Genomic DNA, 25,179 nt, shown 5'->3' on the forward strand with positions numbered 1-25,179 from the left:
CCCCCGCGCAGAGGTGATGCCCGCGCAAGAGGGCTTTCACCCGTCCCCTGCCGGTGCTACCTCGCCCCGACGTGCACCCAAACGGCCGGACGATGCCCGAACTCTTCCTGGAACTCCGCAGCGAGGAAATCCCCGCCCGCATGCAACGCCGTGCGGCGGGCGACCTGCAGCGCCTCATCACCAACCACCTCGTCGACGCCGGCCTCACCTATGAGGGCGTCTGGGCGAGCGTGACGCCGCGACGCCTGGTGCTCGCGGTCACGGGCCTGCCCGCCCGCTCCGCCGATCGCCGCGAGGAGCGCCGCGGCCCCCGCGTCGGCGCGCCGGAGAAGGCGGTGGAAGGCTTCCTCCGCTCCGCGGGCCTTACCTCCGTCGACGAGGCGGAGATCCTGTCGGACCCCAAGAAGGGCGACCTCTACGTGGCCCGCACCGTGGTGCCCGGCCGCCCCACCATCGAGATCGCCGCCGAAGCCATCGAGGAGACGGTGCGCCGCTTCCCCTGGCCGGTCTCGATGCGCTGGGGGGAGACCTCCATCGACCCCGGTTCGCTGCGCTGGGTGCGCCCGCTCTCCTCCATCGTCGCCACCTTCGGCGCGGAGAACGAAGACCCCGAGATCGTCCCCGTGAAGCTGCCGGGCGTGCCGGTGGGCGACACCACCGTCGGCCACCGCTTCCACGCGCCTGGGTCCATCCGCATCCGCCGGCTCGACGACTACAAGACCTCGCTCGAGAAGGCGAAGGTGATCGTCGACCTCGACCGCCGGCGCGACCAGATCATCCACGACGCGCGCGACAAGGTGTTCGCGCTCGGCCTGGAGCTCGTGGAGGACGAAGGGCTGCTGGAGGAGGTCGCCGGCCTCGTCGAATGGCCGGTGGTGCTCGTCGGGCGCTTCGAGGAAAGCGCGCTCAGCCTGCCGGAGGAGGTGATTCGCCTCACCATCCGCGAAAACCAGAAGTGCTTCGTTACCCGCGAGGCGGCGACCGGCCGGCTCGCCAACGCCTTCGTGCTCACCGCCAACATCGAGGCGAGCGACGGCGGCAAGGCGATCGTCGCGGGCAACGAGCGCGTGGTACGCGCCCGCCTCGCCGACGCCCGCTTCTTCTGGGAGCAGGACCTCAAGCTCACCCTCGCCGAGCATGCGAAGAAGCTCGCCAGCGTGACCTTCCACGAAAAGCTCGGCAGCCAGGCCGAGCGGGTGGAGCGCATTGCCTCGCTCGCCCGCCACCTCGCGCCCGCCGTCGGCGCCGACCCCGACACGGCGGAGACGGCGGCGCGCCTCGCGAAGGCCGATCTCGTCACCGGCATGGTGGGCGAGTTCCCGGAGCTCCAGGGTTACATGGGCCGCCGCTACGCCGAGGTGGAGGGCCTTGACGCCGAGGTCGCCGCCGCCATCGAGGAGCACTACCAGCCGCTCGGCCCCGCCGACGAGGTGCCGCAGGGCGCCGTGTCGGTGGCCGTGGCGCTCGCCGACAAGCTCGATTCCCTCGTGTCGCTCTGGGCTGCGGGCGAGAAGCCCACCGGCTCCGGCGACGCCTTCGGCCTGCGCCGCGCCGCGCTCGGCATCATCCGCCTGATCCTCACCCACGGCGCGCGGCTCAAGCTGAAGGGCGGGGCGGAGGCGATGCTTCCCCGCGCGGCCGCCCCCTGGGCCGGCAGCGCGGTGGCGGAGACCGCCGACACCGACGCCATCGCCGATTTCCTCCTCGACCGCTTCGTGGTGCAACAGCGCGAGGCGGGCGTCTCCGCCGACACGGTGCGGGCGATCATTCCGGTGCTCGCCGTCATCGACCTCGTCGACATCGTCAACCGCATCGAGGCGCTGACCGCCTTCCTCGCCACCGACGACGGCGCCAACCTGATGGCCGGCTACCGCCGCGCCACCAACATCCTGCGCGCCGAGGAGAAGAAGGACGGCCCGGTGACGGGCGAGGTGGAGGAGGCGGCGCTCGTCGAGGCCGAGGAGATCGCCCTCGTGAAGGCCGTCGCCGCGGCCCGCGCCGCGGTGACCGACGCCGTCGCCGCGGAGGACTATGCGAGTGCGATGGCCGCCCTCGCGGCCCTGCGCGCGCCCGTCGACGCCTTCTTCGACAAGGTGCTCGTCAACGCCGAGGAGCCGGCGCTCCGCCTCAATCGCCTGCGTCTCCTCAAGGCGCTGAGCGACGTCACCCGCGAGGTGGCGGACTTTTCTGCCATCTCAGGTTAACCTACCGCCAAAATGATCGAGGACTGACCATGGCTCAGAACGGCGCCGACTACGACGTCATCATCATCGGCGCAGGCCCCGGCGGCTACGTGACCGCGATCCGCTCGGCCCAGCTCGGCTTCAAGACGGCGGTGGTGGAGCGCAAGCATCTCGGCGGCATCTGCCTCAACTGGGGCTGCATCCCGACGAAGGCGCTGCTGCGCTCGGCCGAGATCTTCGGCCACATGCAGCACGCCAAGGATTTCGGCCTCTCGGCCAAGGACGTCTCCTTCGACATCGGCAAGGTGGTGACGCGCTCGCGCGGCGTCGCGAGCCAGCTCAGCAACGGCGTCGCCTTCCTGATGAAGAAGAACAAGATCGACGTCCTCTGGGGCACCGCCACCCTCGAGGCTCCGGGCAAGCTCACCGTGACGGAGGCGCCGGACGCGCCGAAGGGGGCCAAGGGCGGCGGCACCTACACGGCGAAGAACATCATCGTCGCGACCGGCGCCCGGCCGCGCGCGCTGCCGGGCCTCGAACCCGACAAGGACGCGATCTGGACCTATTTCGAGGCGATGGTGCCCAAGGAGATGCCGAAGTCGCTGCTCGTTGTCGGCTCCGGCGCCATCGGTATCGAGTTCGCGAGCTTCTACGACTCGATGGGCGCCAAGGTCACCGTGGTGGAGGTGCTGGACCAGATCCTTCCCGTGGAGGACGCCGAGATCGCCGCCCACGTGAGGAAGCGCCTGGAGAAGCAGGGCATCGAGATCATCACCGGCGCCAAGGTGACGAAGGTGGACAAGGGCAAGACCCAGAAGGCCACCATCGAGAAGGGCGGCAAGAGCGAGACGCGCGAGGTCGACAAGATCATCTCCGCCGTCGGGGTGGTCGGCAACATCGACAATCTCGGGCTCGAAAAGCTCGGCGTGAAGACCGACCGCGGCTGCATCGTCGCCGACGGCTATGGCCGCACCAGCGTGCCGGGTATCTTCGCCATCGGCGACGTCGCCGGTCCGCCGATGCTCGCCCACAAGGCCGAGCACGAGGGCGTCGTGTGCGTGGAGGCGATCGCCGGCCTCCACCCCCATCCGCTCGACAAGCTGATGATCCCGGGCTGCACCTACTGCCAGCCGCAGGTTGCCTCCGTGGGCCTCACCGAGGCGAAGGCCAAGGAAGGCGGCCGCAAGATCAAGGTCGGTCGCTTCCCCTTCATCGGCAACGGCAAGGCCATCGCCCTCGGCGAGCCGGAAGGCATCGTGAAGACCATCTTCGACGCCGAGACCGGTCAGCTCCTGGGGGCCCACATGGCGGGCGCCGAGGTGACCGAGCTCATCCAGGGCTTCGTGGTGGCGATGAACCTCGAGACCACCGAGGAAGAGCTGATGCACACGGTGTTCCCGCACCCCACGCTGTCGGAGATGATGCACGAGTCCGTGCTCGACGCCTACGGCCGGGTGATCCACACCTGAGCACCCTTCGCCGAAATGTGGCGCAAAACTGAACACACTGTTCAGTGAACGTACAGTGCCGTCCGGGCATTGACGCATCAAACGACCCACCAGGGACGGATATGATGCGACAGATGACTAAGCGAGCGGCGGCAACCATGGTGGCCGTGGCCGTGAGCCTTCCAACGGCCGCCACGGCCCTGCCGCGGCTTGACGGGACGACGGTTGAGCGGCAGGTGATCGTGGTCCAGAACCAGGACGACGAGCGTCGCCGCATCCGCGAGCAGCGGGAGCGGGAACGCCAGCAGATCCGCGAGCAACGCCAGCGCGATCGCCAGCAGTCGCGACAGGCCAACGAGCCGAAGCAACGCCAGCCGAACCAGCAGCAGCAACGCCAGGCGGATCAGCAGCGCCAGCGCCAACAGCAGCAGCAGGCTGACCAGCAGCGCCAGCGCCAGCAGCAGAATCAGGCGGATCAGCAGCGCCAGCGCCAACAGCAGCAGCAGGCGGACCAGCAGCGCCCACGCCAGCAGCAGAATCCGGCGGATCAGCAGCGTCAGCGCCAGCAGCAGCAACAGGCGGACGACCAGCGGCAGCGCCAGCAGCAGCAGCAGGCGGACCAGCAGCGCCAGCGCCAGCAGCAGAATCAGGCGGAACAGCAGCGGCAGCGCCACCAGCAGCAGCAGGCGGACCAGCAGCGCCAGCGCCAGCAGCAGAATCAGGCGGAGCAGCAGCGCCAGCGCCAACAGCAGCAGCAGGCGGACCAGCAGCGCCAACGCCAGCAGCAGAATCAGGCGGATCAGCAGCGTCAGCGCCAGCAGCAGCAACAGGCGGACGAACAGCGGCAGCGCCAGCAGCAGCAGCAGGCGGACCAGCAGCGGCAGCGCCAGCAGCAGAATCAGGCGGACCAGCAGCGTCAGCGCCAGCAGCAGCAACAGGCGGACGAGCAGCGGCAGCGGCAGCAGCAACGTCAGGTGGATGAGCAGCGTCGGCGCCAGCAGCAGCAGGCCGATGGCGACAGGAGCCGCACCGAGCGAGCGCTGGAGGAGCGGCGGCGCGAGCGTCTCGACGTCCAGCCCGACCCCAAACTCACCGAGCAGGAGCGGCGGCAGCAGCGCCAGGCCCAACGCGATCGCGAGCTTCGCGAGATGCGCCAGCGCCAGCAGGCCGAAGAGCGTCAGCGGGACGAAGAGCGCCGCCGCCGCGAAGACGAGCAGCGGACCACGCGCGACGATGAGCGTCGGGACGATCGCCGCGACGCCCGTGACGACGACCGGCGCGACGAGCGTCGCGATGCGCGCCAGGAGGAGCGCCGAGACGAGATGCGGCGCGACCGCCGCCTCGACCGTCGCCGCGAGATCCAGCGCGAGCGCGCCGAGGATCTGCGCCGGGAAAACCGCCGGGCGGAGCAGCGCGCCGATGCGATGCGCGAGCGCCGCCGCGAGCTGCGCCAGCAGATCCGCCGCGACGATCGGGCCCGCGAGCAGGAGGAGATGCGCCAGCGTCAGCGCCACGAGCGGGTGCGCGAGTGGGAGCGCCGCGAGACCGTGCACCGCCGCCGCGACGCCGCCGATCTGCGCTTCTTCGGCGATCGCGACGTGATCGACCGCCGCCGCGACCGCGTCATCTACGGCACGCCGCGCCGTCCCTTCGTCGTCAACCCCGCGCCGCAGCGCTTCTGGTGGCGCGCCAACGCCTACGACACCTACGAGCTCGACAATGGCTGGCGCGAAACCACCATCGTCCGCGACGGCAACGTGCGCGTCGTCACCATCGTCGACGCGTCGGGTGTGCCGATCCGCCGCTATCGGGAATATCCCGATGGACGCACCGTCACCCTCTTCAACAATCTGCCGACCTGGTGGGAGGGCGACCGTGATCTCTACGTCGACCTGCCGCCGGTGCGGGTGGGGATGCCGCGCGACGAGTACATCGTGGAGCCCTCGCGCGCATCGGTGGACCGCGTCTACCGCACGGTGGTCGCCGATCCGGTGCAGGAGGTCGACCGCAGCTACACGCTCAACCAGATCCTCTACAACGAGAATGTGCGGGATCTGATGCCGCGCGTCGACATCGACACCGTCACCTTCGCGACGGGCTCGGCCGAGGTGCCGGTCGACCAGGTGGCGGCTCTCGAGACCATCGGCGTCGCCATCGAGGAGGCGGTGGCCGACGACCCGCAGGAGGTGTTCCTCATCGAGGGCCACACCGACGCGGTGGGTTCCGACATCGCCAACCTGGAGCTCAGCGACCGCCGCGCCGAATCGGTGGCGACCCTCCTCACCGAGTATTTCGAGATCCCGCCCGAGAACCTCGTCTCCCAAGGCTTCGGCGAGCAGTATCTCAAGGTGCAAACCTCGGGTGCGAGCCAGGAGAACCGCCGCGTCACGGTTCGCCGCCTGACCCCGCTCCTGTCCACCGAGGATCAGATCGCGGGCTTCGACGAGAGCCAGATCGTGGAGTAGGCTCGCTCCGCAAGAGCCGACGGCGGCGGATCGGACGGCGTCCGCCGCCGCGGCGACGAGGGAGAGGCGCGGGGTCCTGAGGTGTGCGAGTTGTCGCCGTGCGGGCGCCGTGGCTGAGGGCGGCGCGGTCCGCCCCTGCCTCGTCGTGATGTCCGGCCTCCCGGGTACGGGCAAGACCACCATCGCGCGCCGGGTCGCGACCTCCGTCGCGGGCGTTCATCTGCGCATCGATACGATCGAGGCCGCGTTGAAGCGGTCGGTGCTCGGCATCGATCCGGCCGAGGATGCCGGCTATTGCGTCGGATACGCCGTGGCGGCGGACAATCTCGTCGGCACGGCGATGGTCGTCGCCGACAGCGTCAACCCGATCGCCCTCACGCGCGACGCCTGGGCTGCGGTTGCCCGAGCCAAGCGGGCCGGCCTCGTCGAGGTGGAGGTGATCTGCTCGGACCCGAGCGTGCACCGCCGGCGCGTCGAGGGCCGGGCGTCGGACGTCGACGGGCTCACGCTGCCGACCTGGCGCGACGTGCTGGAACGGACCTACGAGCCCTGGAGCCGCGCGCGGCTCGTCGTCGACAGCGCGACGACGAGTGCGCAGGACGCGGCGTCACGCATCGTGGCGGCGGCGCGGGCCGCCGCTTGATCGGGGCCTCGCCCTCTCAGTCGCCCCGCAGGATGCGCTCCACCGCGAGGGCGGCCGACATCACCTGTTCGTCGCTGCCGCCGGGGCCGGCGAGGAGGAAGCCCACCGGCATCGGGGAGGTGGTGGCCGCCGGCAGCGACACGCCGGGCATATTGAGGAAATTGCCGATCGAGGTGTTGCGCAGCGTCTTCATGTTGACGGCGTTGAAGAGCTCCCAATCGGCGTCGAGCGGGGCGATCTCGGGCGCCACGTGGGCGACCGACGGGCACACCATGAAGGCTCCGTCGAGCCGCTTGGCGATGGCGCCCGGGAGCGCGGCGCGGGCGCGGGTGAGCGTCAGGTGCTCGAGTCCCGTCATCGCCTTGCCCCGCAGGATGCGCGCCACGACGCGCCCGTCCATCTCCTCCACCTCGGGGCCCTCGATCCGCTCGCGGTGGTAGTCGTAGGCCTCCACCGACACGATCGTGCCGCATTCGGCGGTGAGGCGCGCGACCTCCTCGACTTCCGGGATGGTGCGGCGGGTGATCTTCGCGCCGGCGCGCTCGAGCCGCGTCAGCGCCCCGTCGAAGGCGGCGACGACGGCGTCCTCGCAGCCGTCGAGCATCACCGACTCGCACACCACGAGCTCCATGCCCTTGACGTCGCCCCGCCGCGCCGTGGGCATCGCCCCCCTCAGGGCGGCGTCGACGAGCACGCAGTCCTCCACCGTGCGGGCGAGGGGGCCGACGGTGTCGAGGGAGGGGGAGAGGGGGATCACGCCCTCGGTCGGCACCCGCCCTTCCGAGACCTTGAGGCCGACGATGCCATTGAAGGCGGCGGGCACGCGGATCGACCCGCCGGTGTCGGAGCCGATCGCGACGGTCGCGAGCCCCGTCGCGACGGCCACCGCGGAACCGGACGACGAGCCCCCCGGTGCCCGCGGCGTCTCCGGATCGTGCGGGTTCACCGGCGTGCCGTAGTGCGGGTTGAGGCCGAGGCCGGAATAGGCGAACTCGGTGAGGTTCACCTTGCCGAGCGCCACGGCGCCCGCCGCCGTCAGCCGGGCGACGGCGGGAGCGTCGGCCTCGGCGGGGGCGGCGTGGCGGAACACGGCCGAGCCGCCCGTCGTCACGACGCCCTTTATGTCGAAGAGGTCCTTCCAGGCGACCGGCACGCCGTCGATGGGGGAGGCGGGCGTTCCGGCGGCGTAGCGCGCCTTGGCGGCGGCGGCCTCGCGCCGCGCCCGATCGGCGGTCACCGCCAGATAGACGGCGGACCCCTCGGCCGCGGCGATGCGCTCCAGGAACACCTCGGTCACCGCGACGGGATCGGCATCGCCCGCGAGATAGGCGCGCGCAAGCGGCGCGGCGGCAAGATCGGCGGCACGTTCGGGGGAGAGTTCGGTCACGCTGGCACCTTTCCCGTGAGGCTACCCCCTTCCTCTAGAGCGAGAGCGCCACCCATGGAAGCCGCCTCGCACCGCCTCCCACGCACCGGCTCGCACGCGCCGTCCCGCGGATCGATGTCGGCGGCGCGGCGTTCAGCTCGGCGGGTTGGCGTCGAGGCGCAGCAGGGCGTCGAGGAGGACCTGGGCGCCGGCGCCGCAGTCGGCCTCGGTGGCGCTCTCCTCCTCGTTGTGGCTCACCCCCTCCCAGCAGGGCACGAAGATCATCCCCGTGGGGCAGGTTCCCGAAATATAGAAGGCGTCGTGGCCGGCGCCGGAGATCATCCGCCGGGCGGGCAGCGCGTTCGCGGCCGCGGCGGCCTCCACCGCCTCCACGATGGTGGAGTTGAAGGCGATCGGGTCCTTTCGCCAGATGCGCGTGACGTCGATCTCCACCTTGCGCCCGTCGGCGATCTCGCGGCAGCGCGCCGTGAAGGCGGCTTCCATCGCCGTGAGCGCCTCGGCATCGGGGTGGCGGAAGTCGGCCTTGAACGTGGTGGTGCCGGGAATGGTGTTGCGCGAGCCCGGCAGCACCAGCGCCTCGCCGAGGGTGCCGACGCCGGCGGGTCCGAACTCCAGCGCCACCGCTTCGATCGCGAGCGCCACCTCGGCGAGCGCGTTCATCGCGTCGCGCCGCATGGGCATCGGCGTGGTGCCGGCGTGGCTGTCGCGCCCGGTGATCACCCCGTCGAGCCACACGATGCCCTGGCCGCCGGTGACGACGCCGATGGTCTTCTCCTCGGCCTCGAGGATCGGCCCCTGCTCGATGTGAAGCTCCACGAACGCCTTGAAGCGGCGCTCGCCCACCGTCTCCGGCCCCTTGTAGCCGATCCGCTCCAGCTCCTCGCCGAACGACTTGCCGTCCCGGTCCGTCCCCGCGAGCATCGTCGCCATGTCGAGGTCGCCGGCATAGACGCCCGAGCACATCATCGCCGGGGCGAAGCGGGCGCCTTCCTCGTTGGTCCAGTTGACGAGGGTGAGGGGATGGGTCGTCTCGTAGCCGGCCTCGTTGAGGGTGCGCATCGCCTCGAGCCCCGCGAGCACGCCGAGGATGCCGTCGAACTTGCCGCCGGCAGGCTGGGTATCGAGGTGCGAGCCGAAGGCGATCGCCGGCGCGCTCGGATCGGTGCCGGGGCGGGTGGCGAACATGTTGCCGATGGCGTCGACGGAAACGGCGAGCCCCGCCGCCTCGCACGTCGTCTTGAACCAGTCGCGCACCATCTTGTCCTCGTCGGACAGGGTCAGGCGGCGCACGCCCCCCTTCGGGGTCGCCCCGTATTGGGCGGTCTCCATCAAGGTCGACCACAGGCGCTCTGGATTGATCTTCAGGTTGGTGCTCATAACGTCCTCGGCAGGGCTCGTCCGCGGTGGCGAGTTAGGCGTGGCGAGCCGGGAGTGGCGTGCCGGAAATGGCGTGCAAGGATCGGACCGGCGCGGCGGGTGCGAAGTGGCCCGATAGTTGCCGCGCCCGCCGCTGGAAAGCAACCATACGGCGCGATGGCGCATGGAGGATGGGACGAATGGGTACGGAACGGGTTTCCGACGAGGAATTGAAGGCGGCGCTGGAGGTGGTGTTCCGCGCCAACCGCGAGGTTTACGCCGGGCGGGGCTTTCAGCGCCGCATCGGCTTCGGCGAGCGGCCGGCGCTCGTCCTCATCGACCTCGCCAACGGTTGGACGCGGCCGGGCCACGCCTTCTCCTGCGCCGGCATGGACGAGGTGATCGCCGCCAACCAGAGCCTTCTCGAAGCCTTCCGCGCCAAGGGGCTTCCCATCGTCTACACGACCACCGCCTATCAGGTTCCCGAGGGGCCGGGGGCGGACACCGCCGCGTGGGGCGCCAAGATCCCGCTCAGCGAGCTGCGGGTGGGCTCGGAGGCGGCCGAGATCGATTCCCGCATCGCCCCGCGCGAGGGCGAGCTCGTCATCACCAAGAAGATGGCGTCCGGCTTCCACGGCACCAATCTCGCCTCCTGGCTGACGGCGCAGAAGGTGGACACCATCGTCGTCACCGGCGTCACCGCGTCGGCCTGCGTGCGCCACACGCTGGAGGACGGCATCGCCAACGGCTTCCGCACCATCTGCCCGCGCGAGGCGGTGGGCGACCGCATCGCCGGCGCGGTGGAGTGGAACCTTTTCGATATCGACGCGAAGTTTGGCGACGTGATGCCCGTCGAGGAGGTGCTCGACCACATGCGCCGCAACGACTGAGGTTCTCGCGCCGCCCCCTTCCGCTCGCCCGCCTTTCCCCTGTAGAGGTGGGAACAATGCCAAGGGTTCTGGAGCGATAGCGATGCGTGAGGTGGGTCATTTCGTGGGCGGGCGCCATGTGGCGGGCGCCTCGGGGCGGACGGCGGACGTGTTCCGCCCTGCGACCGGCGAGGTCCAGGCGAAGGTCGCACTCGCCTCTGCCGACGAGGTGCGGGCGGCGATCCGCAACGCCGCCGAGGCGCAGCCGGCCTGGGCGGCCGTCAACCCGCAGCGGCGGGCGCGCGTGATGATGCGCTTCGTCGACCTCCTCAACCAGAACATGAACGAGCTCGCCGAGCTCCTCGCCGCCGAGCACGGCAAGACCGTGCCCGATGCCAAGGGCGACGTGCAGCGCGGGCTCGAGGTCGCCGAGTTCGCGATCGGCATTCCGCACCTCATGAAGGGCGAGTTCTCCACCGACGCCGGACCCAGCATCGACATGTACTCGATGCGCCAGCCCCTCGGTGTCGTCGCCGGCATCACGCCGTTCAACTTCCCGGCGATGATCCCGATGTGGAAGTTCGCCCCGGCGATCGCCTGCGGCAACGCCTTCGTGCTGAAGCCCTCCGAGCGCGACCCGTCCGTCCCGGTCCGCCTCGCCGAGCTGATGATCGAGGCGGGCCTTCCCGCCGGCATCCTCAACGTGGTGCAGGGCGACAAGGTGGCGGTCGACACCCTCCTCACCGATCCGGCGGTGATGGCGGTGGGCTTCGTCGGCTCGTCCGACATCGCCCAATATGTCTACGCGACGGGCGCGGCCCACGGGAAGCGCGTCCAGTGCTTCGGCGGCGCCAAGAACCACATGATCGTGATGCCCGATGCCGACATGGAGCAGGCCGCGAACGCGCTCATCGGCGCCGGCTACGGCTCGGCGGGCGAGCGCTGCATGGCGGTTTCGGTGGCGGTGCCGGTGGGCGACAAGGCCGCCGACGCTCTGATGGAGGTGCTGAAGCCCAAGGTGGAGGCGCTGCGCATCGGACCCTCCGACGATCCGGACGCCGACTTCGGCCCCCTCGTGACCCGCGCCGCGGTAGACCGGGTGCGCTCCTACGTCGATCGCGGCGTGGAGGACGGCGCCGAGCTGGTGGTCGACGGCCGCGGCTTCACCCTGCAGGGCTACGAGAACGGCTTCTACATGGGGGCGTGCCTGTTCGACCACGTGACGGCCGACATGGCGATCTACAAGGACGAGATCTTCGGCCCCGTCCTGTCGGTGGTCCGCGCCAAGGATTACGAAGAGGCCGTGCGTCTGCCGACAGAGCACGAATACGGCAACGGCGTCGCGATCTTCACCCGGGACGGCGACACCGCGCGCGACTTCGTCAACCGCGTGGAAGTGGGCATGGTCGGCGTCAACGTGCCGATCCCGGTGCCGCTCGCCTATCACACCTTCGGCGGCTGGAAGCGCTCCGGCTTCGGCGACCTCAACCAGCACGGCCCCGACTCCATCCGCTTCTACACCCGCACCAAGACGGTGACCTCCCGCTGGCCCGGCGGCGTCAAGGAAGGCGCCGAGTTCGTCATGCCGGTGATGCGCTAGGAACGACCCCCGCCACCGGCACGCGCGCCGGTGGCGGATGTCGTGAGCGGTGCTCAGAGGGCGAATTCGTCTAGGGCGGCCTTGGCGGCGGCGAGGAAGAGGCCGATGTCGGACGGGCCGGCGATGAGGCGCACGCCGTGCTCGTGCAGCTCGCGGGGCGTGCGGCCGGGGCGGACGATCGAACCGAGCCACTTGCCGGTCGCGAGCACGTCCTTCTCCACCCGCTCGCACATCGCGAGCACCCGCTCGTCGCCGAGCTGCTCCAGGAGGCCGAGCGAGCCGGCGAGGTCGTTGGGGCCGAGGAACAGCCCGTCGATCCCATCGACCGCCGCGATCGCGGCGATGTTCTCCACCGCCGCGGTGTGCTCGATCTGGGCGATCAGAAGAAGCTCCTCGTGCGCGGTCTTCACATAGTCGGGCTCGGTGCCGTAACCGGACGCGCGGATGATCGGTGCCGCATAGCCGCGCTTGCCGAGCGGAGGATAGCGGCAGGCCTCGGCGAACACGCGGGCCTCCTCCACGGTGTCGACCATGGGCGCCATGATCGACCGGAAGCCCCGGTCGAGGACGAGCTTCAGCAGCGTGGGATCGGCCGCCGGAACGCGCAACAGCACGTCGCCCCCTGCCGACAGCACCGCCCGATGGATGGCGACCGCCGTGTCGAGATCGGCGACGCCGTGCTCGTTGTCGAGAACGATCGTCTTCCAGCCGAGCCGCACCGCCGCCTCGGCGATTTCCGGAGAGCCGGTCGAACTCCACATCCCGACGACGGTCTCGCCACGCTTCAGGGCGGCTTTGATGGGATTGGGCGCCATAGTGTCAGGTTTCCTCAGGGGTGAGATGGGCGGACGTACGGCCGCGTGTGAGCTGTAGACCCGCCCGAATCAAGAGCAAGGCCCACAGGAAGAGGGTGAGGGCGCCGAGCACGGCCGCCACCGGCCGCTCGAAGAAGGCGACGAGATCGCCTTGGGATTTCATCATGGACACCATGAAGTTGTCCTCGAGCACGCGCCCGAGGACGATGCCGAGGATCGCCGGCGCCATCGGAATGCCGTTCTCCTCCATGAAGAAGCCGGCGATGCCGAGGACGAGCACGATCCAGATGGCGAGGGTGGAGCCGGTGATGGCGTAGGCGCCCACCAGCGAGGAGAGGAGCACCATCGGCATCAGCACGGTGCGTGGGACCTTGAGGATCATCGTCGCCGCGAGGATCGCGAGGCCGCCGGTGAACACCATCACGATGTTGGCGACGAAGAAGGAGCCGAAGAGGGCACCGACGAGCGTCGGATCGTTGGTGAAGATCTGCGGCCCCGGCGTCAGCCCCTTCATGAAGAGGACGCCGATGGCGATCGCCGTCACCGAATCGCCGGGGATGCCGAACACCAGCGCCGGCGTCCACGCCCCGGCGACGCCGGCATTGTTGGCCGAGCCGCCGGCGGCGATCCCCTCGATGGAGCCTTTGCCGAAGCGCTCGGGCGTCTTGGAACCGCGCTTGGCGAGGGCGTAGGCGATCCAGGCGGCAATGTCGGCGCCCGCCCCCGGCAGCGCCCCGATGAGCGTGCCTAGGATGCTCGACTGGGCGATCACCCGCTTCAGCCGGCCGATCGCACCGACGGCGCCCGACAGCGCCGCGGCGACGCTTTCGAGCGACAGCGTGAGCCGCTCCACGTTGGCGCCGGCCCGCGCGTTGCGCAGCACCTCCGACATCGCGAAGAGGCCGATCATCGCCGGAATGAACGAGACGCCGTCGTAGAGCTCGACGTTGCCGAAGGTGAAGCGGGGATGGCCGACGGCGACGTCGATGCCGATGGAGGCGACGAACAGGCCGAGGAAGAGGGAGGCGAAGTTCTTCGCCACGGTGCCGGAGCCGGCGAGGATGGCGCAGGTGATGCCGAGCGTCGCCAGCCAGAAATTCTCGAAGCTCGAGAAGCCGATGGCGAAGCGGGCGAGCTGCGGGGCGGCGAGCGCCAGGATTGCGACGCCGACGATCCCGCCGATCGCCGCCGTCAGCAGCGAGACAAAGAGGATCTTGCGCGCCGACCCCTCCTGCGAGAGGCGAAAGGAATCGTCCACATAGGCCGCGGAAGCCGGCGTGCCGGGCATTCGGAGCAGCGCGCCCGCGATGTCGCCGGCGAAGATCGCCGTGGTGGTGGTCGCGGTGATCGCCGAGATCGCCGGCACCGGGTCCATGAAGTAGGTGAAGGGCACCAGCAGCGCCACGGCCATCGTCGCCGTCAGCCCGGGCATCGCCCCGACGAAGGTGCCGTAGAGCGTGGCGATGACGATGACGGTGAGATTGTCGGCGGTGAAGACGGCCGCGAGAGCGTCGGTGGGCATGGTCGCAGGGATCCCGGGCGCGGAGGGCTACCAGGCGTAGGGCGTCAGGACGCCCCACGGCAGCGGCACTCTCAGAAGCGAGTAGAACACGGCGTGGACGGCGATGGAGGCGACCACCGCAAGGGTCGCGGCGGTCAGGGGATGGGCGCCGAAGGTGAGGGCGGCCGCCCCGACCGCGAGGAGCGCGGCGATGTGAAAGCCGAGTGGCCCGAGGAGGACGGCGAAGGCGATCACGACGAGGCACAGGATCGCCGGCCGCGCGAGCCCCGCGCCGAAGCGGGCGGCCGGCGGCGGGGCCGCGGCGGCGGGCGGGGTCACGGCCCTCGCCCGCACTACGCCCGAAACGGCGATGAGCGCGCCGCACACGATCATCCCCACCGCGGCGATGGAGGGGAAGAAGTCCGGCCCGTAGGCGAGGCCCGCCATCATCGGGAAGGTCTGCGCGACGAGGAATACCGCCACGCCGAAGGCGACGAGGAGAAGGCCGAGGAGGCGATCGTCTATCTGCATCGTATCGAAGGGGAGGCGGGAGGCGGAGCGCCTCCCGCCGCCGTCCTACTTCGCGAGGCCGATCGCCTGGATCGTCGAGCCGAGGGCCGCGTCGCTCTTTTCCATGTAGGCGGCGAGCTCGTCGGAGCCCATCTTCACGACGTCCGCGCCGCGGCTCGCCTTGAACTCGGCCCACTCGGGCGTGTCGACGATCTCGAGCACCGCCTTCTCGTAGGAGCAGGTGATGTCGTCCGGCAGGCCGCCGGGGCCGGAGATCGTGATCCACGCCGCCAGCGTCCAGCCCGAATCGAGGACCTCGGCGGTGGTCGGCACATCGGGCAGCGCCTTCATGCGGTCGGTGTGCATGTAGGCGAGCGCCTTCAGTTCGCCCTGCTCCACCAGCGCCTTACCTTCCGAAAGGGCGGGCGTGGCGACGTCGACGCCGCCCGCCATCAACTCCTGCATCGCCGGCGCGGCGCCCTTCGAGGGGATCCAGCGGATCGCCGCGGGGTCCATCCCCTCCGCGTTGAGGAGGCCGGCGAGGGCAAGGTGCCAGATGCCGCCCTGCGAGGTGCCCGAGGCGGTCAGCGAGCCGGGATTGGCCTTCGCCGCGGCCAACAGGTCCTCCAGCGTCTCGTATTCGGAATCGGCCTTCACGAGCACGGAGGCGGGCACGATGTCCACCAGCGCGATGGGCGTGATATCCTCCCGCGTCATGTCGGTGAGGCCGACATGGTGCATGGTGTTGATCTCCACCGTCACGGCGCCGACGGTGTAGCCGTCGGGCGCGGCGTGGGCGATGGCGGAGTGGCCGGTCACGCCGTTGCCGCCGGTGCGGTTCACCACGTTGAAGGGCACGCCGAACTTCTTTTCGAGCAGGCTGGCGAGCATGCGCGAGTTGGCGTCGGTGCCGCCGCCGGCGCCCCAGGGCACCACGTAGGTCACGGCGCGTTCGGGGGTCCAGTCGCAATCCTGGGCGAGCGCCGGGGTCGCCGCGAGAGCGACGGCCGCCGCAACCAAGCTGACGAGTGACCGCATGATAGTTCCTCCCATCTATTATTGTTTCAGGAAGGGATAGCGGACGCCTTCGAGCGAGGCAATTCACCGATTGGTTGGCCGACGATCGCCGCACTATTTGCTGCAGTGCGGTATCGATGGCGGACGATACGGGACAATCGGCGGACTATGTGCGGCGAAAGCCCGGCTCGTCGCCGGTGTGCGCGAGTCGCGTGAGCGTTTACTTGTCCGTTCTTATGCGGCGCCGATATCGCCAACGAGCGGGTCGGCACGCCTTAGGTCGCAGGCGCCTTCGGCGGAGCCGCTCAGATTCCGCTCGGGAGCTTGGAGCGCATCATCTCGCGCCGGTCGATCGTGTCCCCGTCGACGATGAAGGTGCCGTCGCCGACGGCGTGGAGCAGGCGCTTTTCCGCGCGGGCGGGGTCGTGATAGGCGGCGAGGCCTTCGAGCACCACGATGCTGTGCCGCTCGATGATATCCGCCACGCGGCACTCGATGTTGGCGAGGCATTCACCGATCAGCGGGGCGCGGACATGCTTGCCCGCCACTCGGGTGAGGGCGAACTTCTCGAACTTGTCGACGTCCTCGCCGGAGCAGGTTCCGATGCCCACGGCGGTGTCGATCATGTCCACCGTCGGAATGGAAAGAACGCACTCCCGCGTGTCGCGCAGCGCGGCATAGGAGTAATTCCAGAGGCCCGTAGTGATGGCGAAATCGGCGGAGAAGCTCATCGCCATCGTCCACGTGATCGTCATCACGTTGTCCCTGCGGCCGTTGTGGGTCGTGACGAGGACGACGGGTCCGGGCTCGATCAAGGTGAAGGCTCTGCCGAGATCGAGGGGTTCCATGCGCGCCTCCGTCCGTCGTTGGATGAGGCCGACCATAAGCCAACGGGGCGGGGCTTGTGCAGACCTTTGGGCCACGACCCACATACGGTGGGCCGCCGGGTGGCGGCGCCTCGGAGGCCGGGCGCGCGGTGGCCCGGCGGCTCGTCCTCGCGGCCGTCAGGCGGCGTTCAGGCGTGTGAGGAAGCCGTCGACTTCGTCGTGCATCGTCGTCGCCTGCCGGGCGAGGTCGTTGGCGGCCTCGAGGAGCTGCCCGGCGGCCATTCCCGTGTTCGCGGAAATCTGGCTCACCGAGGTGATGCCCGACACCGCCTCTTCGGTGCGCACGGCGACGTCCTGAATGCTGCGGGCGATCTCGCGCGTGGCGGAGCCTTGCTGGTCCACCGCGGCGGAGATGGTCGCCACCACCTTGGCGATGCGGTCGATCACCCCGCTCACCTCGTCGATGGTGCCGACGGTCTCGCCGGTGGCGCCTTGGATGTCGGCGATCTGGACGGAGATCTCTTCGGTCGCCTTGGCGGTCTTGTCGGCGAGCTGCTTCACCTCCGCGGCCACCACGGCGAAGCCCTTGCCGGCGTCCCCGGCGCGCGCGGCCTCGATGGTCGCGTTGAGGGCGAGAAGGTTCGTCCGGCTCGCGATGTCGCTGATGAGGCTGACCACGGCGCCGATCTTCTCGGCCGACTCCGAGAGGGTGGTGACGAGGCGCCCCGAATGGCGGGCCCGCTCCACGGCCTCCTGGGAGATCCGGCTCGTCTCGGTGATCTGGCGGGTGATTTCCTCGATCGAGGCGGACAGCTCCTCCGTCGCGCTCGCCACGGTCTGGACGTTGGCGGAGGTGATCGAGGATGCGGTCGACACCGCGGACGTCTGCTCCGTGGCGTCTTCCGCCGCGTCGGCCATGGACTGGGCGGTGTGCTGCATGCCGGAGGCCGCGTTCGACACCGCGCCGACGATGACGGCGGCGTTGTCGCCGAAGACGCGCGTCATCGAGGCGATCGCTTCGGCGCGCGCGCTGCGCTGGCGCTCCGCCTCGCGCTCTTCCAGCGCGTGGGCCTCCGCCTCCGCGAGATTGGCGCGGAAGATCTGGAAGGCCCGACCCATGTCGGCGACCTCGTCGCGGCCGACGACGGTGACGGTCGCGGTGCGGTCCCCGGTGGAAAGGCGCGTCATCGCCTCGGCGAGGTGGGTTATGGGGCGGGCGATCTTCCGCCCGACCAGAAACGCGATCCCTGTCGTCCCCACCGCGATGAGGAGGACGCTCGCGAAGAGGATCTTGCTGCTCTGCCCGTCGATCGTCGTCAGCTCCGCGCGCGCTTCGGCCTCGCGCGCTTCGCTGGCACGCACGATGTCGGCAAGGATCGGCTCGGTGGCGGCGTAGGCCTCGTTCAGCGTCTCGAGCTTGGCGCTGAGCCCCTGCTGAAGCGTCGCGAGCTCGTTGAAGGCGGCGGCATAGCTGCGCGAGAGGGCGGCGAGGCGGTCGGCGTCCTCCGCCGCGATCGGCGAGGCGCGCAGAAGCGTTTCGAACGCGTCGCGCTCGTCGTTGAGGCGCTTGACGTATTTCGGGTCCTTGCGGGCGAGGAAGTCCTTCTCGTGCCGGCGCATCATCAGCATCGACACCGAAAGGCGCGGCAGGTCGTGGGCTTTCAGCGCCTGTTCCACGGTGTGGACGGCCTGGCGCAGGCGGCCGAGAAGGCCGTCCTCGGGATCGAGCCCCATCGCCACGGTGTCGCTCACGACGTCGGCGAAGCGCGCCTTGTAGAGGTCGAACGCCCGGCTGAGCTCGCCGAGGCGAGCGGTGTCGGTGCCCGCACGAGCGGCGAGGGCGTCGATCCTCTGGTTGATGCGCTCGGCGAGGGCGGCGTGCTTCTCGACATAGTCGATGTTCTTGAGAAGCAGGAAGTCCTTCTCGTCGCGGCGGGCGTGGAGGAAGTCGTCGCTGATCGCCTGGGCGAGCGCACGATCCTCGATGGCCGCCTCTCGCTTCGCCCGCACGCGATCCTGCATCGCGTCGGTGAATACCATCACGGCGAGCATGATGGCGAAGCCCACGAAGGCCACCAGCGCGATGAGCATGACCTTCGTACCGATCCGCAGTTGCGCAAGCATTCCGGATGTCTCCACTCTCCAAACACAGACCTGATGGCACGAGCGGCTGTGATGGGGCTGAACCGCTCGGCTCCCCGGAACAGGGTTGGGACCGGGGTCAGTGCGCCGCAAGATCGGTCGTGCGGGGATTCGGAAACCGGAGGAGAGTGCGCGGTAGCGGCGGGTGGGGTCAGCCGCCCGTCACAGCGTCATGAAGCCACCGTCGGTGCACAGGACATGGCCGACGACGAAGGACGCCGCGTCGGAGGCGAGCCAGGCGACGGCCTCCGCCACCTCCTCGGGCCGGCCGAGGCGGCGGATCGGCAGCCCGGCCGCGACGGCCTCCATGTCCATGATCTTCGAGCCCAGCATCATCTCGGTGGCAACGCGGCCCGGCGCGACGATGTTGATGCGCACGCCCGTTTCCGCCGCCTCCATCGCCGCAGATTTCGCGAGCGAGATCACCGCCGCCTTGGACGCGGAATAGAGCGAGAGCCCCGGATTGGGGTTCCTGAGCCCGCTCACCGAGGCGTTGACGACGATGGCGCCGCCGCCCGCCGCGGCCATCAGCGGGATCTGCAGCCGGAGACAGTGGAACACCGCCCGCAAGTTGGTGTCGAAGACGCGATCGAAGACGGCGTCGCTCTGCTGCGGCAGCGGGGCGCGGGGCTCCTGGTAGCCGGCGTTGTCGAACGCGATGTCGAGCCGGCCGTGGTCGGCGACGATGCCGCGGTGCAGCGCCTCCAGGGCGCCGAGGTCGGTGACGTCGGTGCGGCGGAACTCGGCCGTGCCGCCGAGCGCGCGGATCTCCTCGACGACGGCCTTGCCCGCCTCGGTGCGCCGCCCGGCGATCGTCACCGTCGCGCCGCGCGCCGCGAGGGCGAGCGAGGCGGCCCTGCCGATCCCCGTCGCCCCACCGGTGACGAGGGCGATCTTGCCGGAAAATTCCTGTGGAGCCACCACGCTTGTATCGACCTCTCGCATCGGGCATATAGTTGTATAAAGCAACTATATGCTCGGCCTACGATGCCCGCAACGGACCTGTCGACGATCGAACGAATCCGCGACGCCTCGCGTCGGCTGGTCCGCGAGCTGGGCTTCATGGAGGCGACGCTCGCCGGGGCCGACCTGTCGCCGTCGGCCGTCCACGCGGTGATCGAGATCGGGTCCGGGCGGGCGGCGAACGCGCGGGCGCTCGCCGAGGCGCTGCGCCTCGAAAAGTCGACCATCAGCCGTCTTCTCAGAACGCTGGTGGCCGACGGCTATCTCACCGAACGGCGCGACGCGGGCGACACGCGCGTCAAGCGTCTCGCGCTGACCGATCGCGGCCATGGCTGCCTCGCCGGCATCACCGACTACGCCGTCGACCAGGTCGCCGCGGCGATCGCACCGCTGTCGGCGAAGGAGGTGGCGACGATCGCGGGCGGCCTCGAAACCTACGCGGCGGCGCTCGGCCGTCCGGCGGACGCGGCCGCCGGCGCGCCGACGGCGACGGTCACGCAAGGCTACCGACCCGGGATCATCGGCACGACGGTAGAGCTCCACGCCGAATATTATGCGCGCACGGTCGGCTTCGGCCTGCCGTTCGAGACGAAACTCGCGGCGGAGATGGCGGAGTTCTTCTCACGGCTCGAGGGTGGGCCGAACGGCTTCTGGGTCGCCTCGATCGACGGGCGGGCGGTCGGCACCATCGCGATCGACGGCGAAGACCTCGGCGGGGGCGCCGCCCATCTGCGCTGGTTCATCATGGCGGAGCGGTTGCGGGGGCGGGGGCGGGGGATCGGCAAGGCCCTCATCGACGCCGCGTTGCGCTTCGTCGACGGCGAGGGCATGCCGCTGACGCGGCTATGGACCTTCCGCAGCCTCGACGTCGCCCGGCGCCTCTACGAGCGCGCCGGGTTCGAGCTGGTGGAGGAGCGGCCCGGCCGGCAGTGGGGGGCGGAGGTGATGGAACAGGAGTTCCGCCGACCGACGCCCCCGCGCCCAAGTGGCCGATAGAAGCGGCTAAGCCTCAGGCGAAGCGGGCTTCGATCGCCTCGAGCACGGCGCGGTTGCTGGTCACCACCGGCACGCCGAAGGCCGCTTCGAGCGCCGGGACCGCCTCGAGAGAGCGGAAGTTGGTGCAGGAGACGAAGATGCCGTCGAACATCTCGCCGGCGAGGCGGTCCTTGGCGAAGGCGAGGATGTCCTCCGGGGTCGGGTCGGCGAGGGCGACGTTCACGTGAATGCCCATGCCGTGGGCGGCGACCACCTCGCGCCCCGGCGCCGTCGCGGCGTCCGCCACCGCCTGGGTGAGGTCGTCGATATAGGGGGTGATGACCGCGATCCGCGCGAAGGCCCGGCGGTCGAGCGCCTCGCTGACGGCCGAGATCGTGCCGAGCACCGGCGCCTTCGCCCGCTCGCCGAGCCCGGCGCAGACCTTGCGGTCGTAGTCGAGGCCGAACAGCGAGCCGGCGGAGGTGCAGCCGAACACCAAGAGGTCGAGATCGGCGGTGCCCACGTCCTCCGCCGCCTTGGGGGCGTAGGCCTCGATCATCTCGATCTCCGCCTCGCGCGTGGTGGTGACGAGATACATGCGGCTCGTATGGACGGTGAAGCGCTCCTTCGGCAGCGAGCGGTGGAGGTCGTTCTCCATCACCGTGTTCGACGAGGGAACGATGAGGCCGATGCGGTGCGGGCGGGTCGGTGCGCTCATGGCGCGTCTCCTTGGTGGGTGGGGGCGGCGGCGGTTTCGGACGTCGGCTCGCCCCAGCCGCCACCGCCGGCGGTCACCATTTCGAGGCGATCGCCGCGCGACAGCGAATGGGGGCCGCTCTTGGCGCCGAGCGTTTCGGAGGCGACGCCCCGCCGATGGACGACGAAACGGGCGAGACCACCGGGGCGGCCGCCGGCAACGCCTGCGGCCGCGCTCGCGGTGCGCTCGCCGAGCACCGAGGCGGCGACCCCGTCGGCGAGCATCTCCACCACCTTGCGCACCCCGCCGCCGCCGCGCCAGCGGCCCGCGCCGCCCGCCTCGCGCACCACCTCGTAGGCGTGGAAGCGCAAGGGAAGCTGAGCTTCCATCGCCTCGATCGGCAGGTTCATGGTGTTGCCCATGTGGACGCGCATGCCGGCGACCCCGGCCGCCCCGCGGCGCGCCCCCATGCCGCCGCCGATCGTCTCGTAGTGCACGAAGCGGCGGCCGCTGCGGGGATCGTCTCCGCCGAGGGTGTAGACGCAGGCCGAGCCATAGCTGCCGGCGGGCACCCGGTCGGGGTAGGCCTTGGCGAGCGCGGCGAGCAGCGTGTCGACGATGCGGTTCGACGTCTCCGTGTTCGCCGCCACCACCGGCCGCGGATAGGCGGCGTTCACGAGGCTGCCTTCCGGCGCCGTCACCTCGGCCGCGGCGTAGGCGCCCGAGTTGGGCAGGATGTCGCCGCCGGCGAGCCCCATCAGCACGTAGTAGACGGACGAGGCGGTGACGGGGAGGGGCGCGTTGATCGGACCGCGCACCGCCGGCGACGTGGCGGAAAAGTCCACGCGGAAGTCGGCGCCGCGCTTTTCGATGCGCACCCGCACGGTGGTGTCGGTGGTGCCGAAGCCGTCGCCGTCGAGCGTTTCGGCCGCCTCGACGGTGGCGTCGGGGAGGGCGGCGAGGCGATGGCGGACCTTGAGGTGGGAGTGGGCCTGCGATTCCGACAGCACCGCCTCGGTGACCGCCCGCCCGTAGCGTCGGCCGAGCCCGGCGAGGCGCTGCACGCCGCGCAGGTTCGCCGCATGTTGGGCGCGGAAGTCGCCGAGCCGGTCGCCCGGCACTCGCACGTTGGCGAGGATCAGGTTCAACACGTCCTGCCGCACCGTGCCGCCCTCGATGAGCTTCAGCGGCGGGATGCGCAGCCCCTCCTTGATGATCTCGTCGGCGATCGAGGAGGAGCCGGCGGCAATGCCGCCGACGTCCGGCCAGTGCACCCGCGTCGCCGTGAAGCCGATCAGCGCGCCGTCGACGAAGACCGGCAACAAGAGCGACATGTCGGGCAGGTGAGTGCCGCCGAGATAGGGGTCGTTGAGGAGCACCCCGTCGCCCTCGCGCCAGGTCTCGCGGGGGAAGGCCTCGAGCACGGCGCGGCCGGTGAAGGGCATCGCGCCGAGATGGACGGGGATGTCGTTGCCCTGCGCGGCCACCTCGCCGCACGCGTCGAGGATCGCGCAGGAAAGGTCCGCCGAGAGGCTGAGGAGCGGCGAGAAGGAGGTGCGCATCAGGACGTCGCGCATCTCCTCGCAGATCGCGTAGAGGCTGTTGCGGACGATCTCGAACGTGACGGGATCGCGGCGCATCAGAGCGTCGGGCGGCAGGATGTCCTCGCTCATGCGGCCTCCTGATCGGCGCGGGGGGTGAGGGCGATGCGCACCCCGCCGTCCGCCCCGCGGGTGATCTCGGCCGGACCGTCGATCCACACCGTGGCGCCGCCGACGGCGACGACGGCGGGTCCGGCGAGGGTGTGGCCGGCGCCGAGCGCGGCGGCGTCGAGAAAGCGGGTGGGGATCGCCGCTCCGTCCCGTCCGAGGACGGCGCCGTCCTCGACGAGGCTCGCCGCGTCGGGGGCGAGGGTCGCGGTGGTCGCTCCACCCTCGCGCTCGGCGGTGGCGACGAGACGCAGACTGACGAGCTCGACCTCGGACCCCGGCAGATCGAAGCCGTACTCGGCGACATAGGCGTCGCGGAAGGCCCGATCGATCGCCGCCGGCTCCGGGACGGGCTCGCCGCCCGCCCCGAGCGGGATCGACAGCTCGAAGAGCTGGCCGCGGAAGCGGATGTCGGCGAGGCGGGCCGTGGTGGCTGGCCGCAGCGGGATCGTCTCGGCGGCGAAGAGGGCGTCCATCTTCTCGATGAGCGGCACGAAGGCGGCGGCGAGGGCGTCGGCCGTCAGCGTGGCGAGGGTGGTGACGAGGGAGCGGCTCACGTCGTGGCGGACCGGGGCGAGGGTGGCGCCGAGGGCGCTGAACATGCCCGGCAGCGGCGGCACCGCGATCCGCTCGATCCCCACCTCGCGGGCGATCGCGCTCGCATGGAGGGGGCCGGCGCCGCCGGAAGGCACCATGGTGAAGTCGCGCACGTCGAGCCCGCGGCGCACGGTGGCGAGGCGCACCATCTCCGCCATGTTGGCGGTGGCGATCTCGAGGATCGCGTGGGCCGCCTGGGCGACGTCCCAGCCGAGGGGGCGGGCGAGGTGGGTGTCGATGGCGATGCGCGCGAGGTCGGGCCGCAGCGTGATGCCGGCCTGCGCGAGCGGGCCCGGCCGCAGCGTGCCGATGACGGCGTGCGCGTCCGTGACGGTGGGGCGCGTGCCGCCCTTACCGTAGCATGCAGGGCCGGGCGAGGCGCCGGCGCTCTCCGGGCCGACCTTGAGGACGCCGGCCTCGTCGAGATAGGCGATGGAGCCGCCGCCGGCGCCGATCTCCACCACGTCGATGACGGGCGACAGGATGGGGTATCCCCCTGTGCGGCGGCCTTCGACGAGGCTGTCGGCGTAGAATTCGGTGATGATGCGCGGCTCGCCGTCCACCACCACTCCGGCCTTGGCGGTGGTGCCGCCCATGTCGAAGGCGAGGACGTTGGGCTCGCCGATGGTGGCGCCGAAGCGGGCGCTGGCGGTGAGGCCGGCGGCGGGGCCCGACTCCACGAGGTGGGCCGGATAGCGGGCGGCGTTCTGCGGCGTCGTCAGCCCGCCGCTCGACTTCACGATCGCGAGCCCGCCGGCACCGCGCTCCGCGAGACCCTTGTGGAGGCGCTCCAGATAGCCGCGCACGCGCGGGCCGATATAGGCGTTCACCACGGTGGTGGAGGTGCGCTCGAACTCGCCGATCTCCGGCGCGACGTCGCTGGAGAGGGAGACGAACGCCTCGGGCAGCGCGGCATCGAGGGCGGCCCCGACGGCGTGCTCGTGCTCGGGCGCGGCGTAGGCGTGGAGGAGGCAGACGGCGACGGCTTCGAAGCCCGCCGCACGCAGCTTCTCGACGAGCGGGCCGAGGTCGGGGAGCGGGGCGATCTCGCGCCCCTCGGCGTCGGTGCGGGCGGCGAGGCCGAAGCGGTCGCCCGGGGCGACCAGCGGCTCGGAGATCCGCACGTCGAAGGTGTAGAGCTCCGGCCGCGCCTGGCGGCGCAGCTCGATGACGTCGGTGAAGCCTTCCGTCGCGACGAGGGCGGTGCGCACCCCGCGCCGCTCGATGAGCGCGTTGGTGCCGACCGTCGTGCCGTGGCAGATGATGACGCCGTCGAGCGGGTGGCTCTCCTTGATGCGGTCGACGGCGTGCAGCACCGCGATCGCCGGATCCTGCGGTGTCGAGGGCAGCTTGAAGGCGTCGAGGCAGGCGCCCGTCGCAAGGTCGGCGACGATCGCGTCGGTGAAGGTGCCGCCCACGTCGATCCCGACGGCGATGGACGGCAGCGCTCTCGATCCGTTGGGGCGGTCGGCCAT

Annotated in this window: 20 protein-coding genes; 7 read left to right on the top strand and 13 right to left on the bottom strand. The window is 70.6% G+C overall.

Going from position 1 to position 25,179, the window contains the following annotated elements; all coding sequences use genetic code 11:
* Positions 1 to 92 precede the first annotated feature (92 nt).
* Entirely contained in the window at positions 93 to 2,204 is a 2,112-nt protein-coding gene (gene glyS / locus JCR33_RS00390) for a glycine--tRNA ligase subunit beta (RefSeq protein WP_198880028.1), read from the top strand.
* A gap of 29 nt (positions 2,205 to 2,233) precedes the next feature.
* Positions 2,234 to 3,652 carry a dihydrolipoyl dehydrogenase gene (gene lpdA, locus JCR33_RS00395; protein ID WP_198880029.1) on the top strand — a complete coding sequence of 473 codons (1,419 nt, stop codon included), beginning with the start codon at positions 2,234 to 2,236 and terminating at the stop codon, positions 3,650 to 3,652.
* A 77-nt stretch (positions 3,653 to 3,729) separates the two neighbouring features.
* Here lpdA and JCR33_RS00400 read toward each other — a convergent pair whose 3' ends face one another.
* The gene (locus JCR33_RS00400) at positions 3,730 to 5,145 is read right to left on the bottom strand and encodes a hypothetical protein (RefSeq protein ID WP_198880030.1); all 1,416 of its coding nucleotides are present in this window, start codon (positions 5,143 to 5,145) and stop codon (positions 3,730 to 3,732) included.
* Here JCR33_RS00400 and JCR33_RS00405 point away from each other — a divergent pair.
* Positions 5,125 to 6,096, top strand: a complete 972-nt coding sequence (locus JCR33_RS00405) for an OmpA family protein (RefSeq protein WP_198880031.1) — start codon at positions 5,125 to 5,127, stop codon at positions 6,094 to 6,096. The two genes, JCR33_RS00400 and JCR33_RS00405, sit on opposite strands and share 21 nt — an antisense overlap.
* A 109-nt stretch (positions 6,097 to 6,205) precedes the next feature.
* On the top strand, positions 6,206 to 6,739 hold the full coding sequence (locus tag JCR33_RS00410) for an AAA family ATPase (RefSeq protein WP_211109980.1): 534 nt from the start codon (positions 6,206 to 6,208) through the stop codon (positions 6,737 to 6,739).
* Positions 6,740 to 6,755: 16 nt separating this feature from the next.
* Here JCR33_RS00410 and JCR33_RS00415 read toward each other — a convergent pair whose 3' ends face one another.
* Together JCR33_RS00415 and JCR33_RS00420 are read right to left on the bottom strand one after the other, a co-directional pair.
* Positions 6,756 to 8,126, bottom strand: a complete 1,371-nt coding sequence (locus JCR33_RS00415) for an amidase (RefSeq protein WP_198880032.1) — start codon at positions 8,124 to 8,126, stop codon at positions 6,756 to 6,758.
* A 132-nt stretch (positions 8,127 to 8,258) separates the two neighbouring features.
* The gene (locus tag JCR33_RS00420; RefSeq protein WP_198880033.1) at positions 8,259 to 9,503 is read right to left on the bottom strand and encodes a Zn-dependent hydrolase; all 1,245 of its coding nucleotides are present in this window, start codon (positions 9,501 to 9,503) and stop codon (positions 8,259 to 8,261) included.
* A gap of 179 nt (positions 9,504 to 9,682) precedes the next feature.
* Here JCR33_RS00420 and JCR33_RS00425 point away from each other — a divergent pair, with 179 nt between their 5' ends.
* Together JCR33_RS00425 and JCR33_RS00430 are read left to right on the top strand one after the other, a co-directional pair.
* On the top strand, positions 9,683 to 10,372 hold the full coding sequence (locus JCR33_RS00425) for an isochorismatase family protein (protein WP_198880034.1): 690 nt from the start codon (positions 9,683 to 9,685) through the stop codon (positions 10,370 to 10,372).
* Between the two features lie 82 nt (positions 10,373 to 10,454).
* Positions 10,455 to 11,951, top strand: coding sequence for a CoA-acylating methylmalonate-semialdehyde dehydrogenase (locus tag JCR33_RS00430; protein WP_198880035.1), 1,497 nt, complete (start codon positions 10,455 to 10,457; stop codon positions 11,949 to 11,951).
* 53 nt (positions 11,952 to 12,004) lie between these two features.
* Here the strand turns inward: JCR33_RS00430 and JCR33_RS00435 are convergent, their stop codons facing one another.
* The 7 genes from JCR33_RS00435 to JCR33_RS00465 form a co-directional block, all read right to left on the bottom strand.
* A complete protein-coding gene (locus tag JCR33_RS00435; RefSeq protein WP_198880036.1) occupies positions 12,005 to 12,766 on the bottom strand; it encodes an HpcH/HpaI aldolase family protein in 762 nt (253 codons plus the stop codon).
* A gap of 4 nt (positions 12,767 to 12,770) precedes the next feature.
* Positions 12,771 to 14,288: a tripartite tricarboxylate transporter permease gene (locus JCR33_RS00440; RefSeq protein ID WP_198880037.1), complete on the bottom strand. Its 1,518-nt coding sequence runs from the start codon at positions 14,286 to 14,288 to the stop codon at positions 12,771 to 12,773.
* A 27-nt stretch (positions 14,289 to 14,315) separates the two neighbouring features.
* On the bottom strand, positions 14,316 to 14,798 hold the full coding sequence (locus JCR33_RS00445; RefSeq protein WP_198880038.1) for a tripartite tricarboxylate transporter TctB family protein: 483 nt from the start codon (positions 14,796 to 14,798) through the stop codon (positions 14,316 to 14,318).
* Positions 14,799 to 14,843: 45 nt separating this feature from the next.
* A complete protein-coding gene (locus JCR33_RS00450; protein ID WP_198880039.1) occupies positions 14,844 to 15,815 on the bottom strand; it encodes a tripartite tricarboxylate transporter substrate binding protein in 972 nt (323 codons plus the stop codon).
* A gap of 284 nt (positions 15,816 to 16,099) precedes the next feature.
* Positions 16,100 to 16,642: a flavin reductase family protein gene (locus tag JCR33_RS00455; protein WP_198880040.1), complete on the bottom strand. Its 543-nt coding sequence runs from the start codon at positions 16,640 to 16,642 to the stop codon at positions 16,100 to 16,102.
* Between the two features lie 156 nt (positions 16,643 to 16,798).
* Positions 16,799 to 18,745, bottom strand: a complete 1,947-nt coding sequence (locus JCR33_RS00460) for a methyl-accepting chemotaxis protein (RefSeq protein WP_198880041.1) — start codon at positions 18,743 to 18,745, stop codon at positions 16,799 to 16,801.
* 180 nt (positions 18,746 to 18,925) lie between these two features.
* Entirely contained in the window at positions 18,926 to 19,687 is a 762-nt protein-coding gene (locus JCR33_RS00465) for an SDR family NAD(P)-dependent oxidoreductase (RefSeq protein WP_332461085.1), read from the bottom strand.
* Positions 19,688 to 19,750: 63 nt separating this feature from the next.
* Here JCR33_RS00465 and JCR33_RS00470 point away from each other — a divergent pair, with 63 nt between their 5' ends.
* Positions 19,751 to 20,722, top strand: coding sequence for a helix-turn-helix domain-containing GNAT family N-acetyltransferase (locus tag JCR33_RS00470; RefSeq protein ID WP_198880043.1), 972 nt, complete (start codon positions 19,751 to 19,753; stop codon positions 20,720 to 20,722).
* A 13-nt stretch (positions 20,723 to 20,735) separates the two neighbouring features.
* Here JCR33_RS00470 and JCR33_RS00475 read toward each other — a convergent pair whose 3' ends face one another.
* The 3 genes from JCR33_RS00475 to JCR33_RS00485 are packed head-to-tail and all read right to left on the bottom strand — an operon-like array spanning position 20,736 to position 25,179.
* On the bottom strand, positions 20,736 to 21,419 hold the full coding sequence (locus JCR33_RS00475) for a maleate cis-trans isomerase family protein (RefSeq protein WP_198880044.1): 684 nt from the start codon (positions 21,417 to 21,419) through the stop codon (positions 20,736 to 20,738).
* Positions 21,416 to 23,071 carry a hydantoinase B/oxoprolinase family protein gene (locus JCR33_RS00480; RefSeq protein WP_198880045.1) on the bottom strand — a complete coding sequence of 552 codons (1,656 nt, stop codon included), beginning with the start codon at positions 23,069 to 23,071 and terminating at the stop codon, positions 21,416 to 21,418. Before JCR33_RS00480 ends, JCR33_RS00475 begins: the two co-directional genes overlap by 4 nt.
* On the bottom strand, positions 23,068 to 25,179 hold the full coding sequence (locus tag JCR33_RS00485) for a hydantoinase/oxoprolinase family protein (protein WP_198880046.1): 2,112 nt from the start codon (positions 25,177 to 25,179) through the stop codon (positions 23,068 to 23,070). Before JCR33_RS00485 ends, JCR33_RS00480 begins: the two co-directional genes overlap by 4 nt.

Source organism: Acuticoccus mangrovi, from assembly GCF_016411865.1.
Lineage (GTDB): Bacteria > Pseudomonadota > Alphaproteobacteria > Rhizobiales > Amorphaceae > Acuticoccus > Acuticoccus mangrovi.